This window comes from Streptomyces sp. NPDC051133 (assembly GCF_040682635.1).
Taxonomy (GTDB): domain Bacteria; phylum Actinomycetota; class Actinomycetes; order Streptomycetales; family Streptomycetaceae; genus Streptomyces.
In genome coordinates this window covers 1-14,420 of record NZ_JBFBBK010000024.1, presented here as the reverse complement: position 1 = coordinate 14,420, position 14,420 = coordinate 1, and the positions used below count along the sequence as shown (strand labels likewise).

Here is a 14,420-nt window from a genome sequence, read left to right as displayed (position 1 = left end):
TCACACCTGACCCGACGACGAACGGATCACAATAAAATGCCCCCTCACTTGAGAGAAACCCTATCCACAATGCAAGTCGAAGCGGAGGAGGGATCATATGATGACTTCTTGAACGCTCTTGGCGGCTCTCTCGCAAGGCTCGCCGCGTTGCAGCGAGGCGCAGAGCATGTTCGCGATGTCGCCGATCTTGACACGAATGAGTTGAAGAATGCCTTGCGTAATCTACTCGAAGACGCGGGACAGGAAGTAATCATCGCGTGGCCCGGCGACAACATGGCCGTGAGAGCCGCCTACCGAGATGTCCTCGAAAGGATTGACGACCTATGGTATCCCAGCATGGACGACCTGGTGATGATTGACGATCGCACCGAAACTAGACGGATCATCGTTCTCGATCACGAAGAGCGGCTCTTCGCTGCCGAACTTACCGATTAAGCAAGAATGGCCGAGTTAAAAATGCAATGCAAGACACGACGGAGCTGCCATTGAAGCGACGCAAGCACTGCCGTGTGACCCACTCTGGAGGGCCTACACGGGGCACCCGCGCCGCCGCACGGCCAAATTATGACGAAGGATCAAAGTCAGCAGGACTGGATGGGATGTTTGGAGCGCTGCGGCCTCCGAGTGGCCAAGGGTGTCGTGCCACACGACACCAGACCCACGAGTGCAGCTATTTACGCAGTCACAGGGTTCGATGTCCAGCCGACTGTTGTCGTTCCCTCATCATCACCTCGCGCCGCAGAGGATTTGGACGAGAAGTGGCACCACTGTGCTTCCACGAGCGCGCTGTACGGCGACAGGGGAGAATTTCTCATCCTGCCACCCGTGCCGGGCGGAACCAAGATCGGTTGGGTTGGAGTCACCGACCCGATTGCGGCGCACCTACCTTCCCGCATCGCCGCCGTGACAGGGTCTCCCGAGTTCCTCGCCATGTCGGTTGATGGCCGACACCTGTGCGCCGTATCAGTCGAGGAGGTTGACTACTGGGTCGTACAGCACGATTTTTCGTGAAGGTCACCGTTAGAAGACCCAGGTGGACACAGCGCCGACGTGGAGGATCTGCAGCACTGTCTTCCCCTGACGTCCTTGCACACAGCCCAGCTCCGACGGTATTTCCGCATCTGTTCGACCGACGTGACTTGTCCGAGCCCTGGGGCCCCTCCGTCTATGCCACCCCCAGCTCGCACCACACGTATTTCCCCCGGTCCCCGAACCGGGCCGCCGGCTGCCACCCCCAGTACTCCGAACAAGCCCGCACGAGACCGAGCCCTCGCCCGTCCTCCCACTCCAGCTCCGCCACCTGCTCCAGGGGGCGTGGCGGGTCCGGCGGGGCCGGGTCGGTGTCCCACGCGCCGATCCACACCATCCCCTCCGGGGTGCGACGGACCCTGAGCGCGGCCGGCCCCTTCGTGTGCCGCACCGCGTTGGACACCAGCTCCGTCGCCAGCAACTCCGCGACATCCACCAGACCGATCAGACCGTGCAGGGTCAGGATCAGGCGCAGGGTGCGGCGGCACACCGTGACCGCTCTGAGGTCGTTGGGGATGTAGAGCGTGTAGTCCCAGGACTCGGTTTCGGGCATGCGTCATCAACTCCGGAGAGAGGAAGGGGATTTGGCGCGCGGTGGCATTGCCGCAGCCGTCATGGCAGGACGGCGCGGTGCGCTTCCGCTGCGTGTGCACTACGTCACCGACGGTAGACCTTAGATTTAAGAGCGGGCAAGCCGATCCCGTAACCTGACCCCGAACGAGTTGAACCGGGGAGCGGCCGATGGCGACCAAGCGTGAGCCCACAGCGCGGCAGATGCGGCTGGCCGTGGAACTGCGTCGGCTCCGTGAGGCGGCAGGCCTCAGCTCTCGGGAGGCGGCCGCGATGCTCGGCGTGAACTCCGTTCAGATCAGTCAGATCGAGGCCGGCACCTCGGGAGTGAGCGAGCAACGCTTGCGGCGTATGGCGGCCAACTATGCGTGCTCGGATGCCGACTTGATCGGGGCCTTGGCATCAATCGCCTCCGACCGGACCCAGGGCTGGTGGGAGAAGTACCGAGGGCAACTGCCCACGCCGTTCTTGGACCTTCCTGAGCTTGAGCACCACTCCGCCTACCGGTGGGACGTAGAGTTCCTGCACGTCCCGGGCCTTCTCCAGACTGCTGACTACGCTCGCAGCCTCTTCGCTTACGTGAACCCCGAGTTCCCGAGCGCCGATGTGGACCTCTGGGTGGAGCACCGCATGCAGCGCAGGATCGTCATCGAGCGCCCGGATCCAGTCCCGTACCGAGCAGTGATCCATGAGGCAGCGCTACGCATTCGGGTAGGCAACCGACTTGCAGCTCGCGACCAGCTGAGCCGCCTCTTGGAACTGTCCGAAGCCGATCACATCTCCGTCCGAGTCGTCCCGTTCGACCTGGACGACTTCGGCGGAGCAGGAAGCGCCATGGTGTACGCGGGTGGGCCCGTCCCCAGACTCGACACCGTCGTACGCGACGGCCCTAACGGTCCTGTGTACATCGATGCCGAGGCCCAACTCAGCCGGTATCGAACGCTCTTCCGTAGGGTGGAGGCGGTCTCACTCGACCCCAAGGGATCGCGTGACTTCATTCACCGGCTGGCGAAGGAGCTGTGAACATGCTGACCCCCGGCATCTGGCGGAAGTCCTCCTTCTCGGGCGGAGGACAGGGCGATGCCTGCGTAGAAGTAGCCCACCTCGACACCCACATAGCCGTCCGCGACTCCAAGGCCCCCGCCCGGGCCACCCTCGCCTTCCCCCTCGCCGCCTTCGTCCCCTTCGTCGACGCCCTGAAGGACCCGTCCGTGCGTGCCGGCCGGTAGGCCGTGGTCTGCGAAGATCGCCTCTCAGGCAACTTCGCACACGAACGGGGATCACCATGACCACACGACTGGCCACGCGCATCGCGGTCGCCGCGGGTGCCGCCGCGCTCGCTGTCGGCGCGGCCGCCGGCCCCGCCTCGGCGGCCTCCTACGTCGACAAGGACACCAGGGGCTGCAACACCACGCACGGCTGCGCGTACGGCATCGCGATCCACTACTGGTACAAGAAGGGCTCCAGCAGCCGGGGTGTCTCCTGGGTCGACGCGACCAAGGAGACCGACTCGAACAAGGCGTTCTACGCCCGCTGGCTGTACCAGAAGCCCGGCGGCAAGCAGCACGTCGGCAAGAGCTGGAAGAAGGCCAAGGACTTCGGCTACTTCATGGAGGCCGACTGGAACGCCGCCGAGCACAAGGGTCCCGTGTTCCCCAAGAACACCAAGATCTGCATCCAGTTCAAGGGCTACTCGACGCAGCTGTGCAAGACGCTCAAGTAGCCCCGCGCGTCGCGCCCCCTAGTCGCCGTCCTCGAAGTACGCGTCGAGTACCGCGTCCAGCTGCTCGTCCCACTCCTTGAAGCGGGACTTGGCCGTCGCCTCGATCTCGATCGGGTACCAGCGGCGGTCGGGGGTGTGCACCGTGACCGTGTAGCGCTTGCCGAAGCGCGGGGACTCCGTCTCCACCGCGGCGATCTCGTCCCAGCGGAACTCGCAGGACTCCTCGTCGAGGCGCAGGCGGACGCCCTTGCGGTCGGCGACGATCCGGGCACGGCGGTCGGAGGCCTCGAAGGCGGGGCCTTCGCCGGCCTCTTCCTCCGAGGTCTCAGCCTCCTCCGAGGCCTCAGCCTCTCCCGAGGTCCCGGCCTCCTCGGCCTGCCCGGCGTCCTCGGCCGCGACGGCCGGGTCCTCCGGTTCGGCGTCCTCCGGTTCCTCCTTGCCCAGGGCCGGAGAGGGGACCGCGATCCCCGGGATGAACGCCGGGTCGAACCCGGCGCCCGTCACCGGCTCGGCCTTCAACGGCTCGGCCTCGGACGGCTTGCTGCTCGCTCCAGTGCGCTGCTCCACGGCGGCAGTATGGACGACTTCCCTGTGCGGGAACCAGTCAGCACCCCCATCTCCCGCTTCACTCACGCCACACTCACACGAAGACGCTCACCACCCCGGCCACCGCGAACCCCGCCACGGACAGCACCGATTCCAGCACCGTCCACGTCCGCAGCGTGTCCCGTTCGCTGATGCCGAAGTACTTCGCCACCATCCAGAAACCGCCGTCGTTGACGTGCGAGGCGAAGATGGAACCGGCCGAGATGGCCATGATGACCAGGGCGACGAAGGCCTGCGAGTGGTGAGCCTCCGTCAGCAGCGGGGCCACGATGCCCGCCGTCGTCACGATCGCCACCGTCGCCGAGCCCTGGGCCACCCGCAGCACCAGCGAGATCAGGTACGCGAGCACGATCACCGGCAGGCCCACGCCGTGGAAGGTGTCCGACAGCGCCTGGGCCACCCCGCTGGCCTTCAGCACGGCGCCGAAGATCCCGCCCGCGCCGACCACCAGCAGGATGTTGCCGACCGGCTTGAGGGAGGAGGTGGACACCGTCTCCAGGGACTTGCGGGACCAGCCGCGGCGGATGCCCAGGAGGTAGTAGGCCAGGAGCAGGGCGATCGTCAGGGCCACGAAGGGGCTGCCGAAGAACTCCAGCACCGAGCGGCCGGGGGACGGGTCCAAGGCGATCGAGGAGAAGGTGGCCGCCAGGATGAGGATCAGGGGCGTACCGATGATGGCGAGGACCGTGGCGAGGGGTACCGGGGTCTCCTGGGGTTGCACTCCCTGGGCGCGCTGCTCGGCGACGACCGCCCGCTTGGCCTCCTGTGCCGCCTCGACCATGTCCTGCGGTACGGCGACGAAGATCCGCCGGCCGATCCAGGCGGCGTACGCCCACGCGGCCAGCACGGCCGGGATGCCGCAGACGACGCCCATCAGGATGATCCAGCCGAGCTGGACGTGCAGCAGGCCGGCTGCGGCGACCGGGCCGGGGTGCGGGGGCAGGAAGGCGTGGGTCATGGAGAGGCCGGCCAGCAGGGGGAGGCAGTAGAGGAGGATCGACTTGCCGCCGCGCCTGGCCGCCGCGTACACGAGCGGGGCCAGGACGAAGATGCCCACGTCGAAGAAGACCGGGATGCCGAAGATCAGGCCGGTCAGCCCCATCGCGAGGGGGGCGCGCCTCTCGCCGAACAGACCGAGCAGCCGGGACGCCAGCACCTCCGCGCCGCCGCTGACCTCGAGGATCGCGCCGAGCATCGTGCCGAGACCGATGATGATCGCGACGTGGCCGAGGATGCCGCCCATGCCGGACTCGATGGTGGAGACGGCGTCGGAGCGCTGGACGGTGCCGAAGAGTTCGGTGACCGAGAGGCCGGCCAGCAGGCCGACGGCTGTGGAGACGGCGAGCAGCGCGACGAAGGGCTGCAGTCGCACCTTGATGATCAGGAAGAGAAGCAGGGCGATACCGAGGGCGGCGACCGTGAGCAGGCCGGGCGTGCCGTCCATCAGGAGGAGCAGTCCGCCGGTGTGGGGTGGGGCGGCGGGGGCGGCAGGGGCGGCGGCGGCCACGGAATGGCCGGATATCAGGGGCATGCGGGGGTCCTCTGCGTAAGAACATCGTGCTTTCGGGCAGGGGGGATCGCGGCACGGCGCGCCGGAGGGCGCCGTGCCGTGTACGGCGGTGCGGGTATGTGTCAGGGGGTCAGCCGAGGACGGCGAGTGCGTCGATCTCGATGAGGAGGCCGGCCGGGAGACCGACGTAGACCGTGGTCCGGGCGGCGGGCGGCTGGGTGAGGCCCTGCTCGTCGAAGTAGGCGTTGTAGATCTCGTTCATCTCGGCGAAGTGGTCCACGTCGGTCAGATAGACGCGGATCATCATCACGTCGTCCCAGGAGGCGCCGCCCTCCTGGAGGATCGCCTTGACGTTGGCGAGGGTCTGCAGGGTCTGCTCGCGCAGGGTGGGGCCGGCCGGCGTCGGGGGCTTGCCCTCCTCCGCGGGCAGGAAGCCGACCTGGCCCGCGACCTGGAGGATGTTGCCCTTCTTCACGCCGTGCGAGAACTGCGCGGGCGGGGTGGTGTGGGTCTTCGGGGTGAGCGCGGTCTTCTCGGTCATTCGGTGGTGCCCTTCACTGGGGTTCTGCCGGAGTACTCGCCGCTGATCGCGTCCGCGGTACGGCGCACCAGCGGGAGCAGGGTGAGGAGTTCCTCGGCGGTGACGACCACGTTCGGCGCGGACACCGACATCGCGGCGACCACCCGGCCGTCGGCGCCGCGGATCGGGGCGGCGACGCAGTTGATGGACTCCTCGTGGCCACCGAGGTCGGTGGCCCAGCCCTGTTCGCGCACCTTCTCCAGCTCCCGGAGGAAAGCGGGGGCGTTGGGGGTCGAACGGGCCGTGTAGAGGGGGTAGTCGAGCTGTTCCGCGAGGGCGCGGCGCTCGGCCTCGGGCAGGTCGGCGAGGAGGAGTTTCGCCACGGCGGCGACGGTGATGGCGACCGGTTTGCCGATGCGCGAGTACATGCGGACCGGGTAGCGGCTGTCCACCTTGTCGATGTAGAGGACCTCGTTCTCCTCGTAGACGGCCAGGTGCACGGTGTGGCCGCAGGACTCGTTGAGGCGGACGAGGTGGGGGTGGGCGATCTCGCGGATGTCGAGGTTCTCCATCGCTTCCTGGGCGAGGGCGAAGAGGCGGGCGCCCAGGCGGTAGCGCTGGTCGGACTGGCGGTAGACCAGTCCGTGTTCGTGCAGGGTGCGCAGGAGGCGGAGGGCCGTGGACTTGTGCACGCCCAGGCGGTCGGCGACCTGGCCGAGGTCGGCGGGGCCCTCCGCGAGCAGGGGCAGGATGCTCAGGGCGCGGTCTACGGTCTGGCTCATGGGGTCGCCTCCTTCTCGGCCTCTTCGGTCTGTGTCCAGCCGGGGCCGAGTCGCAGTGTCTCCCATGCGTCGTCGTCGAGGGCGGTGAGGCGGTCGGTGTGGCCGCGGGTGGGGGGTGCGGCGAGGTCGGTGGGGGCGGTGAGGGCGGCGGCGGCGAAGAGGTGGCCGTGCCGGATGCGGTCCCGCGCGGGGAGGCCGCGGAGGGTGGCCGCGAGGAAGCCCGCGGCGAAGGCGTCGCCGGCGCCCGTGGTCGCCACGACGTCGACGGCGGGGGCGGGTTCGAAGGAGCGCGCCGGGCCGTCGTACACCGTGGCTCCCCTCGCTCCCTGCTTCACCACCAGCACCCGCGGCCGTGCCAGCGCCTTCCGGATCGCCTCCGGGCCCCCGGTGATCCCCCACGCCTGCTGGGCCTCGTCCTCGCCCACGAACACGACGTCCGCCCGGCGGGCCAGGGAGAGCAGGACGCGGGCGGCGGTGCCGGTGTCGGGCCACAGGGCGGGGCGGTGGTTCACGTCGAAGGACAGCAGGGGGCGGGCGGGTGCGGGTGCCGTCAGGTCGCGGATCAGGTGCAGGCACTCCGGGGACAGCGCCGGTGTGATGCCCGACAGGTGCAGTACGCGACCGGCCCGTACCGCCGCCAGGTCCGTGTTCCCGACGGACATCGCCGAGGCGGCCGAGCCCGCCCGGTAGTACGCCACCTCGTGCGCGTCCGTGCCCCGGTCGCCGGCGGTGCGGAAGTAGACGCCGGTGGGGCGGACCGGGTCCCGGCGCACCGAGGAGACGTCGACGCCGTGTGCGGCGATCCGCTCGACGACGTGGTCACCGAAGCCGTCCGCCCCCACCCGGCTCACCCAGCGGGCCGTGTGCCCGTGAGCGGCCAGCGCGCACGCCACGTTGGACTCCGCTCCGCCGATCGCACGGTGGAAGGAGGGGACGTCCGCGAGGCGCCCGGGCCGGCCGGGCAGGAAGGTGACCATGGATTCGCCGAGCGCGACGACGTCCACGCGTCCGCGCGGAACTGCCGGGATGTAAGCAGCGTCGTCGATGATGACTCCTGTCGATACCCGGGCCGGCGGCTCCGTTGACCCGGTGTCGGCGAGATGCTAGACACCAGTAAGCAACACACGCAATGGCCGTTGCACAGCTTGCAACGGCCGAGAGAGGGGCTCATGAGCACCGAAGCGCTCGCCCGCCTGGCCGAGGAACGCGTGGACCACCGCTTCAAGGGCCTGCCGCCGGACGCCGACGGCCTCACCGTCGCCGAGCTGACCGCCCAGCGCCGCAACCTCTTCCGCCCGGCCGACGGCTTCACCACCCCCGTCCTCGCGCTGTCCGCGGAGCGCCTGGAGCACAACCTCGCCCTCATGGAGGCGTACACCGCCCGGCACGGCCTGGCCTTCGCCCCGCACGGCAAGACCTCCATGGCCCCGCAGCTGTTCCACCGTCAGCTGCGGCACGGCGCCTGGGGCATCACGCTGGCGGCGCCGCACCAGGTGCGGGTCGCCCGGGCCTTCGGCATCGGGCGGATCTTCCTCGCCAACGAGCTGGTGGACGCGGCATCCCTGCGCTGGATCGCCGCCGAGCTGGACGCGGACCCGGAGTTCCGGTTCGTCGCCTACGTCGACTCCGTGCGCGGGGTGGAGCTGATGGACGCGGCCCTGCGGGGTGCCGCCCGCCCGGTGGACGTGGTCGTGGAGCTGGGCGCCGGCGAGGGGGCCCGGACCGGGGTGCGCACCGACGCGGAGGCCCTGGCCGTCGCCGACGCGGTGGCGGGTGTCCGCACCCTGCGGCTCGTCGGCGTGGCGGGGTACGAGGCGCAGGTGCCGGACGCCTCGCCCGAGCGGGTGCGGACATGGCTGGAGCGACTGGTCGGGCTCGCCGTGGAGTTCGACGCGGGCGGCCGGTTCGCGGACGCCGACGAGATCGTGCTGAGCGCGGGCGGCAGCGAGTGGTTCGACGCCGTCGCCGATGTCTTCGCCGGGGTGCCCGAACTGTCCCGGCCCGCGCTGAAGCTGCTGCGCTCCGGGGCGTACGTCTCGCACGACGACGTGCACTACCAGCGGCTCACCCCGTTCAACCGGGTGCCCGAGGAGGGCGCGCTGGAGCCGGCGTTCCGGCTGTGGGCGCAGGTCGTCTCCCGGCCGTCGCCCGGCCAGGCCTTCGTCAACGCGGGCAAGCGGGACGCGGCCTACGACCTCGACCACCCGGTGGCGCACGTGGTACGCCGGGACGGCGCCGAGCACCCGGCGACCGGAATCGAGGTGAGCGCCCTGTCCGACCAGCATCTGTGGCTGCGCACCGCGCCCGGCGCGGACGTCGAGGTCGGCGACTGGATCGGCTTCGGCCTGTCCCACCCGTGCACGTCCTTCGACAAGTGGCAGCTGATCCCGGTGGCCGAGGCGGACGGAACGGTCGTCGGCTACATCCGCACGTTCTTCTAGGAGGCCCCGTGGAGGACCTGGTCATCCGGGACGCCGACGTCGTCGACGGCAGCGGCGCGGACTCCTACCGCGCCGACGTCGTTCTCGACGGCGGCCGGATCGTCTCGATCGTCAAGGAGGCCGCGGCGGCGGGCTGCCAGCGGCCGCGTGCGAGGCGCGAGCTGGACGCCGAGGGCCTGGTCCTCTCCCCCGGCTTCATCGACATGCACGCCCACTCCGACCTCGCCCTGCTGCGCGACCCCGACCACAGCGCGAAGGCCGCCCAGGGGGTCACCCTCGAAGTCCTCGGCCAGGACGGGCTGTCGTACGCGCCCGTCGACGACCGCACGCTGGAGGAGGTGCGGCGGGCGATCGCCGGCTGGAACGGGTACGGCGACGACGTCGACCTCGACTGGCGGTCGGTGGGCGAGTACCTGGACCAGCTGGACCGCGGTGTCGCCGTGAACGCCGCGTACCTCGTCCCGCAGGGCACGGTCCGCGCGCTCGTCGTCGGCTGGGAGGACCGGGAGGCGACCCCGCGGGAGCTGGACCGGATGCGGCGGCTGGTCGCGGAGGGACTGGAGCAGGGCGCGGTCGGGCTGTCCTCCGGGCTCACCTACACGCCCGGCATGTACGCGGCCGACAGTGAACTGACCGAGCTGTGCCGGGTGGTGGCGTCGTACGGCGGGTACTACTGCCCGCACCACCGCTCCTACGGCGCCGGCGCGCTGGAGGCCTATGCCGAGATGGTCGCCCTCACCCGGGAGGCGGGCTGTCCGCTGCACCTCGCCCACGCCACGATGAACTTCGGCGTGAACCGGGGCCGGGCCCCGCGGCTGCTGGACCTCCTCGACCGGGCCCTGGCGGAGGGCGCGGACATCACCCTCGACACCTACCCCTACACGCCCGGCTGCACCACCCTGGCCGCACTGCTGCCGAGCTGGGCGAACGAGGGCGGTCCCGAGCGGGTGCTGGCCCGGCTCGCCGACCCGGCGACGGCCGAGCGGATCCGCCACAACCTGGAGGTCACCGGCTCGGACGGCTGCCACGGGGTGCCCGTGGAGTGGGAGACGATCGAGATCTCCGGCGTCGGCGACCCGGCCCTCGGGGACCACGTCGGCCGCACGGTCCGGCAGGCGGCGGACCGGCGCGGCGAGACCCCCTGGGCGACCGCCCGCCGGCTGCTGGTCGAGGACCGGCTCGGCACGACGGTCCTGCAGCACGTCGGCCACGAGGACAACGTCCGCGCGATCATGCGGCACCGTGCGCACACCGGCGGCTCGGACGGCATCCTCCAGGGCGCCAAGCCGCACCCGCGCGCCTACGGCACCTTCCCGCGCTATCTCGGACACTACGTACGGGAGTTGGGCGTGCTGTCCCTGGAGGAGTGCGTCGCCCGTCTGACGTCGCGGCCCGCGGCCCGGCTGCGCCTGCCGGACCGCGGGCTGGTGCGCGAGGGGTACCGGGCCGACCTGGTGCTGTTCGACCCGCGGACGGTGGCGCCCGGCGCGACCTTCGCCGAGCCCCGCAGGCTGCCGACCGGGATCCCGCACGTCCTGGTCGACGGCCGGTTCGTCATCGAGGACGGCAGGCGCACGGACGTGCTCGCGGGCCGGTCGGTGCGCCGTACCCCGGTGTGAGGGCCGCTACGGCTTCGGCAGGACGCAGCCGGCGGCGCTGAGGTTCAGCTTGTTGCCGGTCGTGAAGCAGGCGGGGATCTGGTAGGTCTCCTCGGCGTAGTTGATGCCCTGGCGGACGGTGACGTTGCCGTTCTCGTCCACCTCGCAGGGGTTGTTCTCGGTGCACCGCTCGCCGTCCTCGTTGCCGGTGTTGTTGACGGCGACGACCTTGCCGGTGGTGGTGTCGATGACCGGGGAGCCCGAGGTGCCGCCGATCGTGTTGCAGGAGGAGGTGTAGCGGAGCGAGTCCTTCCAGGTCCAGTCGCCCTCCTTCAGGCGGTACACGAACCCGTCGAGGTTGCAGCTGTAGGTGCGCTTCCAGTAGCCGGAGACGACCTTGATGGCGGTGCCGGCGGTGGGGTGGGTGTCGTTCACGGTGAGCGGGCTGATCCCGTACGCGCTCTTGATCTGCGCGTACGTGGTGGTCAGCCGGTAGATGGTGACGTCCGTGTCCGTCATGGTCGAGTAGACGACCTGGTTGGCGCGCAGGGTGGCGACCCTGCTGCCGGAGGCGTTCAGCAGGCCGAAGGAACGGCTGGAGGACTGGCCGGTGATGACCTCGCCGGGCTCGGGGAAGCCGGTCTCCAGGCAGTGGCCGTTGGTCATGACGAGGGCCGGGTCGGTGTCCGCGGAGCTGGGGAAGCGGATGACGGAGCCGGAGCAGTTGCTCAGCGAGACGGTGCCGGCGAAGTTGACGGTGACCGCGGCGGCCTTGGCGGTGTGCTGCGGCGCGGCGACGGCCGGGGTCGCGCCCAGCCCGGCCACGGCCAGGGCGGAGAGGGCGGCAAGGAGAGGCTTGTTCATGTGGGGGTCCCCTCGGACGACTTGGGCGACCGGAGTGTTCCGGCCGCCCGCTCGTTTGTCATGCGCATTGTCAGCGCGACGGAGGGGCCGGAACAAGACGCGGGATCAGGTCGTAGGGGTTTCCCTGTGCGCGGGGACATGGCGCACCGACCGGCCAACTGTGCCGTATTCACCCATAGTTGACGAGACCACCGCGCATGCCGGTCAGCGGTGGCCCGGGCCGCCCGGGCGCGGGTCACGGCGGACGCGGATGCCGTCGGGCCGGGCGCGATGCCCGAATGCGTGGGCGTGGGCGGCCCGGACGTCACCGGGGCCGACGGGGTCGCCGAGGCCACCGGAGTGCCGGCCGAGCCCGTCCGGGACGCCCGCACGGCCGAAGACGCAGACCCGCCGGACACGGCCGACGACGAGCCCGCCGTAGCCGGCGGCGCGGACACGGACGGAGAACCGGCACCCGCGCGATCGCTCGCGCTCGCGGAGTCGCCGACGGTGACCCGCTTGCCGCCGGCCGGGCCCGACCCGTCGGGGGCGGGGGAATCCGAGCCGCCCGCCAGCACGGCGAGCAACGCGGCGGCACCGGCCGCCCCCAGCACCCCGGCGACGACGGCCACCCGGCGGGGGCCGCCCGTGCGCCGCTCGGCGCGCCGGCGCGCGGCCCGGCCCGCGCCGGGCGGCGTCTCGTCGGTCAGCTCGCGCAGCGGCGGCAGCTCGCGCGTCTCGTCGTACGCGTTCTGCCAGCCGTGGGCGGCGGCGGGATCGTTGTACTCCTCGTACGACGGCGCCGGTGGCGACTGCGGGAGGTACACGTTCGGGGGTACCTGGGGCTCCCCGTCCGGGCCCTCTCCGGGCATGCCGGCACCGTTCATGTCCGCCCCCCTGCTCATCCCCGCCCGCCCCTTTCACCGCTCCGGAATCCGCCGCCCCCACGGCCCCGCCCCCGGCGGAGCGGCACCGCATTCTAGGGAGGCAAGTGGCCCCTGAGACAGCCCACGGCGATATCCGTGCAAATCTCCGCGTCTCACGTGGCGGAAAACACGACACAGGACCCAGGGCCGGGTCGTAAGCTCACGACATGCAGGTGATCCAGTCGACCAAGCTCGCCAACGTCTGTTACGAGATCCGGGGCCCGGTTCTCGAGGAGGCCATGCGGCTTGAGGCGGCGGGCCACCGCATCCTCAAGCTGAACACCGGCAACCCGGCCGCCTTCGGCTTCGAGTGCCCCCCGGAGATCCTGGAGGACATCCTCCGCAACGTCTCCGGCGCGCACGGCTACGGCGACGCCAAGGGCCTGCTGGCCGCCCGCCGCGCGGTCGTCATGCACAACCAGACCCTCGGCATCGAGACGGACGTCGAGCACGTCTTCATCGGCAACGGCGTCTCCGAGCTGATCGTGATGGCCATGCAGGCCCTGCTCGACGACGGCGACGAGGTGCTCGTACCGGCCCCGGACTACCCGCTGTGGACGGCCGCCGTCTCCCTGTCCGGCGGTACGGCCGTGCACTACCGCTGCGACGAGCAGTCGGACTGGATGCCCGATCTCGCCGACGTCGAGCGCAAGGTCACCGACCGCACCAAGGCCATCGTCATCATCAACCCGAACAACCCCACGGGCGCGGTCTACGACGAGGCGATGGTCAAGGGGCTGACCGACATCGCCCGCCGCCACAACCTGCTGGTCTGCTCCGACGAGATCTACGACAAGATCCTGTACGACGGCGCCACGCACACGCCGACCGCGAAGGTCGCCCCCGACCTGCTCACCCTGACCTTCAACGGCATGTCGAAGGCGTACCGGGTGGCCGGCTACCGCGTCGGCTGGATGGCGGTCTCGGGCCCGCGCGCCCACGCCGACTCCTACATCGAGGGCCTGACGATCCTGGCGAACATGAGACTGTGCGCCAACATGCCGGGCCAGCACGGCGTCGTGGCGGCGCTCAGCGGACGCCAGACGATCAACGACCTGGTGCTGCCGGGCGGCCGGCTGAAGGAGCAGGTGGACACCGCCTACGAGCTGCTGACGCAGATCCCGGGCGTGAGCTGCGTACGGCCCAAGGGCGCGCTGTACCTCTTCCCGCGCCTGGATCCCAAGGTCTTCAAGATCAGGGACGACCGGCAGATGGTCCTGGACCTGCTGCGCCAGGAGAAGATCATGGTCGTCCACGGCACCGGCTTCAACTGGCCCGAGCCGGACCACTTCCGCGTCGTGACGCTGCCGTCGGTCGGGGACCTCCGGGACGCGATCACCCGGATCGGGACCTTCCTGGACGGATACGGCCAGCCCTGACCGCCGACCGTAGTCGACGGACTCCATTACGTGACTCGGCTCAACTTTAGACGAAATCCAAGCTAGGATGGCTTCCTGTCAGAGCACAGGAGGCCATCCCCATGTACGAACCGATCCGCACCAAGTCGGTCCACAGCACCCCGATGGCCGGCACCACCTCCGACTTCCCCCACCGGTCGCGCGAGGAGGAGCTGGACATCCAGCTCGCCGGGCACCTCGCCGCGCTGCTCACGGCCACCGACGAGCTGCGCGCACTGGCTCCCTGCCCCGACCTCGACGCGGCCGCCGAGCGGCTCGCCGCACAGGTGGCCAGGCTGCGGGGAGGTCGCGCCCCGCTGCGGGCGGCGCCGCCCGCCGCCGGTGACCCGGCCGCGCTGCACCGGCGCGCGCACGCCCTCTGCGCGGACAATGGCCGCTACCGCTGTCGAGCGCAGTGGCCGGGTGAGGGGGAGAGCATGACGGAGGCACGGTCCACGGAGTCCCCGAAGTCAGG

The 14,420-nt window shown here is 70.3% G+C and carries 16 protein-coding genes; 8 read left to right on the top strand and 8 right to left on the bottom strand.

The features are described from left to right. Positions 1–69 precede the first annotated feature (69 nt). The gene (locus tag AB0N17_RS24240; protein ID WP_366013544.1) at positions 70–435 is read left to right on the top strand and encodes a hypothetical protein; all 366 of its coding nucleotides are present in this window, start codon (positions 70–72) and stop codon (positions 433–435) included. Positions 436–1,165: 730 nt separating this feature from the next. On the opposite strand, the gene AB0N17_RS24235 is transcribed toward AB0N17_RS24240, so the two are convergent. After that, a complete protein-coding gene (locus AB0N17_RS24235) occupies positions 1,166–1,582 on the bottom strand; it encodes an ATP-binding protein (RefSeq protein ID WP_366013542.1) in 417 nt (138 codons plus the stop codon). A 188-nt stretch (positions 1,583–1,770) separates the two neighbouring features. On the opposite strand from AB0N17_RS24235, the gene AB0N17_RS24230 reads away from it, so the two are divergent. Genes AB0N17_RS24230 through AB0N17_RS24220 form a run of 3 tightly spaced genes read left to right on the top strand, consistent with a single transcriptional unit; the run spans position 1,771 to position 3,322 of the window. Further along, a complete protein-coding gene (locus tag AB0N17_RS24230; RefSeq protein WP_366013541.1) occupies positions 1,771–2,622 on the top strand; it encodes a helix-turn-helix transcriptional regulator in 852 nt (283 codons plus the stop codon). A 2-nt stretch (positions 2,623–2,624) separates the two neighbouring features. Next, the gene (locus AB0N17_RS24225; protein ID WP_366013540.1) at positions 2,625–2,828 is read left to right on the top strand and encodes a DUF397 domain-containing protein; all 204 of its coding nucleotides are present in this window, start codon (positions 2,625–2,627) and stop codon (positions 2,826–2,828) included. A 56-nt stretch (positions 2,829–2,884) separates the two neighbouring features. Next, entirely contained in the window at positions 2,885–3,322 is a 438-nt protein-coding gene (locus AB0N17_RS24220) for a hypothetical protein (RefSeq protein WP_366013539.1), read from the top strand. Between the two features lie 18 nt (positions 3,323–3,340). Here AB0N17_RS24220 and AB0N17_RS24215 read toward each other — a convergent pair whose 3' ends face one another. From AB0N17_RS24215 to AB0N17_RS24195, 5 genes are all read right to left on the bottom strand, one after another. Next, on the bottom strand, positions 3,341–3,841 hold the full coding sequence (locus AB0N17_RS24215; RefSeq protein WP_366013657.1) for a hypothetical protein: 501 nt from the start codon (positions 3,839–3,841) through the stop codon (positions 3,341–3,343). A gap of 121 nt (positions 3,842–3,962) precedes the next feature. Continuing rightward, positions 3,963–5,459, bottom strand: coding sequence for a gluconate:H+ symporter (locus tag AB0N17_RS24210; RefSeq protein ID WP_366013538.1), 1,497 nt, complete (start codon positions 5,457–5,459; stop codon positions 3,963–3,965). Positions 5,460–5,568: 109 nt separating this feature from the next. After that, positions 5,569–5,979: a RidA family protein gene (locus tag AB0N17_RS24205; protein ID WP_366013537.1), complete on the bottom strand. Its 411-nt coding sequence runs from the start codon at positions 5,977–5,979 to the stop codon at positions 5,569–5,571. Next, the gene (locus AB0N17_RS24200) at positions 5,976–6,740 is read right to left on the bottom strand and encodes an IclR family transcriptional regulator (RefSeq protein ID WP_366013536.1); all 765 of its coding nucleotides are present in this window, start codon (positions 6,738–6,740) and stop codon (positions 5,976–5,978) included. The genes AB0N17_RS24205 and AB0N17_RS24200 overlap by 4 nt, the downstream gene beginning before the upstream one ends. Continuing rightward, positions 6,737–7,744, bottom strand: coding sequence for a sugar kinase (locus AB0N17_RS24195; protein ID WP_366013535.1), 1,008 nt, complete (start codon positions 7,742–7,744; stop codon positions 6,737–6,739). Before AB0N17_RS24195 ends, AB0N17_RS24200 begins: the two co-directional genes overlap by 4 nt. Before the next feature lie 165 nt (positions 7,745–7,909). Between AB0N17_RS24195 and AB0N17_RS24190 the strand changes: the two genes are divergently transcribed. Then, positions 7,910–9,181 (top strand): amino acid deaminase, encoded by a 1,272-nt coding sequence (locus AB0N17_RS24190; protein WP_366013534.1) that lies wholly within the window; start codon positions 7,910–7,912, stop codon positions 9,179–9,181. An 8-nt stretch (positions 9,182–9,189) separates the two neighbouring features. Then, a complete protein-coding gene (locus AB0N17_RS24185; protein ID WP_366013533.1) occupies positions 9,190–10,800 on the top strand; it encodes a D-aminoacylase in 1,611 nt (536 codons plus the stop codon). A 6-nt stretch (positions 10,801–10,806) separates the two neighbouring features. Here AB0N17_RS24185 and AB0N17_RS24180 read toward each other — a convergent pair whose 3' ends face one another. Further along, entirely contained in the window at positions 10,807–11,643 is an 837-nt protein-coding gene (locus tag AB0N17_RS24180; protein WP_366013532.1) for a serine protease, read from the bottom strand. Further along, positions 11,640–12,494, bottom strand: a complete 855-nt coding sequence (locus AB0N17_RS24175; protein ID WP_366013531.1) for a hypothetical protein — start codon at positions 12,492–12,494, stop codon at positions 11,640–11,642. Before AB0N17_RS24175 ends, AB0N17_RS24180 begins: the two co-directional genes overlap by 4 nt. 221 nt (positions 12,495–12,715) lie before the next feature. Between AB0N17_RS24175 and AB0N17_RS24170 the strand changes: the two genes are divergently transcribed. Then, a complete protein-coding gene (locus tag AB0N17_RS24170; RefSeq protein ID WP_366013530.1) occupies positions 12,716–13,927 on the top strand; it encodes a pyridoxal phosphate-dependent aminotransferase in 1,212 nt (403 codons plus the stop codon). Between the two features lie 101 nt (positions 13,928–14,028). Continuing rightward, positions 14,029–14,420, top strand: a 392-nt coding sequence (locus AB0N17_RS24165) for a hypothetical protein (protein ID WP_366013529.1), incomplete at its 3' end; no start/stop codon positions are given.

Bases quoted from the DNA above. Each gene is read 5' to 3' on its own strand.
- AB0N17_RS24240 (WP_366013544.1), top strand. From the start codon at position 70: ATGCAAGTCGAAGCGGAGGAGGGATCATATGATGACTTCTTGAACGCT.
- AB0N17_RS24235 (WP_366013542.1), bottom strand. From the start codon at position 1,582: ATGCCCGAAACCGAGTCCTGGGACTACACGCTCTACATCCCCAACGAC.
- AB0N17_RS24230 (WP_366013541.1), top strand. From the start codon at position 1,771: ATGGCGACCAAGCGTGAGCCCACAGCGCGGCAGATGCGGCTGGCCGTG.
- AB0N17_RS24225 (WP_366013540.1), top strand. From the start codon at position 2,625: ATGCTGACCCCCGGCATCTGGCGGAAGTCCTCCTTCTCGGGCGGAGGA.
- AB0N17_RS24220 (WP_366013539.1), top strand. From the start codon at position 2,885: ATGACCACACGACTGGCCACGCGCATCGCGGTCGCCGCGGGTGCCGCC.
- AB0N17_RS24210 (WP_366013538.1), bottom strand. From the start codon at position 5,459: ATGCCCCTGATATCCGGCCATTCCGTGGCCGCCGCCGCCCCTGCCGCC.
- AB0N17_RS24205 (WP_366013537.1), bottom strand. From the start codon at position 5,979: ATGACCGAGAAGACCGCGCTCACCCCGAAGACCCACACCACCCCGCCC.
- AB0N17_RS24200 (WP_366013536.1), bottom strand. From the start codon at position 6,740: ATGAGCCAGACCGTAGACCGCGCCCTGAGCATCCTGCCCCTGCTCGCG.
- AB0N17_RS24190 (WP_366013534.1), top strand. From the start codon at position 7,910: ATGAGCACCGAAGCGCTCGCCCGCCTGGCCGAGGAACGCGTGGACCAC.
- AB0N17_RS24180 (WP_366013532.1), bottom strand. From the start codon at position 11,643: ATGAACAAGCCTCTCCTTGCCGCCCTCTCCGCCCTGGCCGTGGCCGGG.
- AB0N17_RS24175 (WP_366013531.1), bottom strand. From the start codon at position 12,494: ATGCCCGGAGAGGGCCCGGACGGGGAGCCCCAGGTACCCCCGAACGTG.
- AB0N17_RS24170 (WP_366013530.1), top strand. From the start codon at position 12,716: ATGCAGGTGATCCAGTCGACCAAGCTCGCCAACGTCTGTTACGAGATC.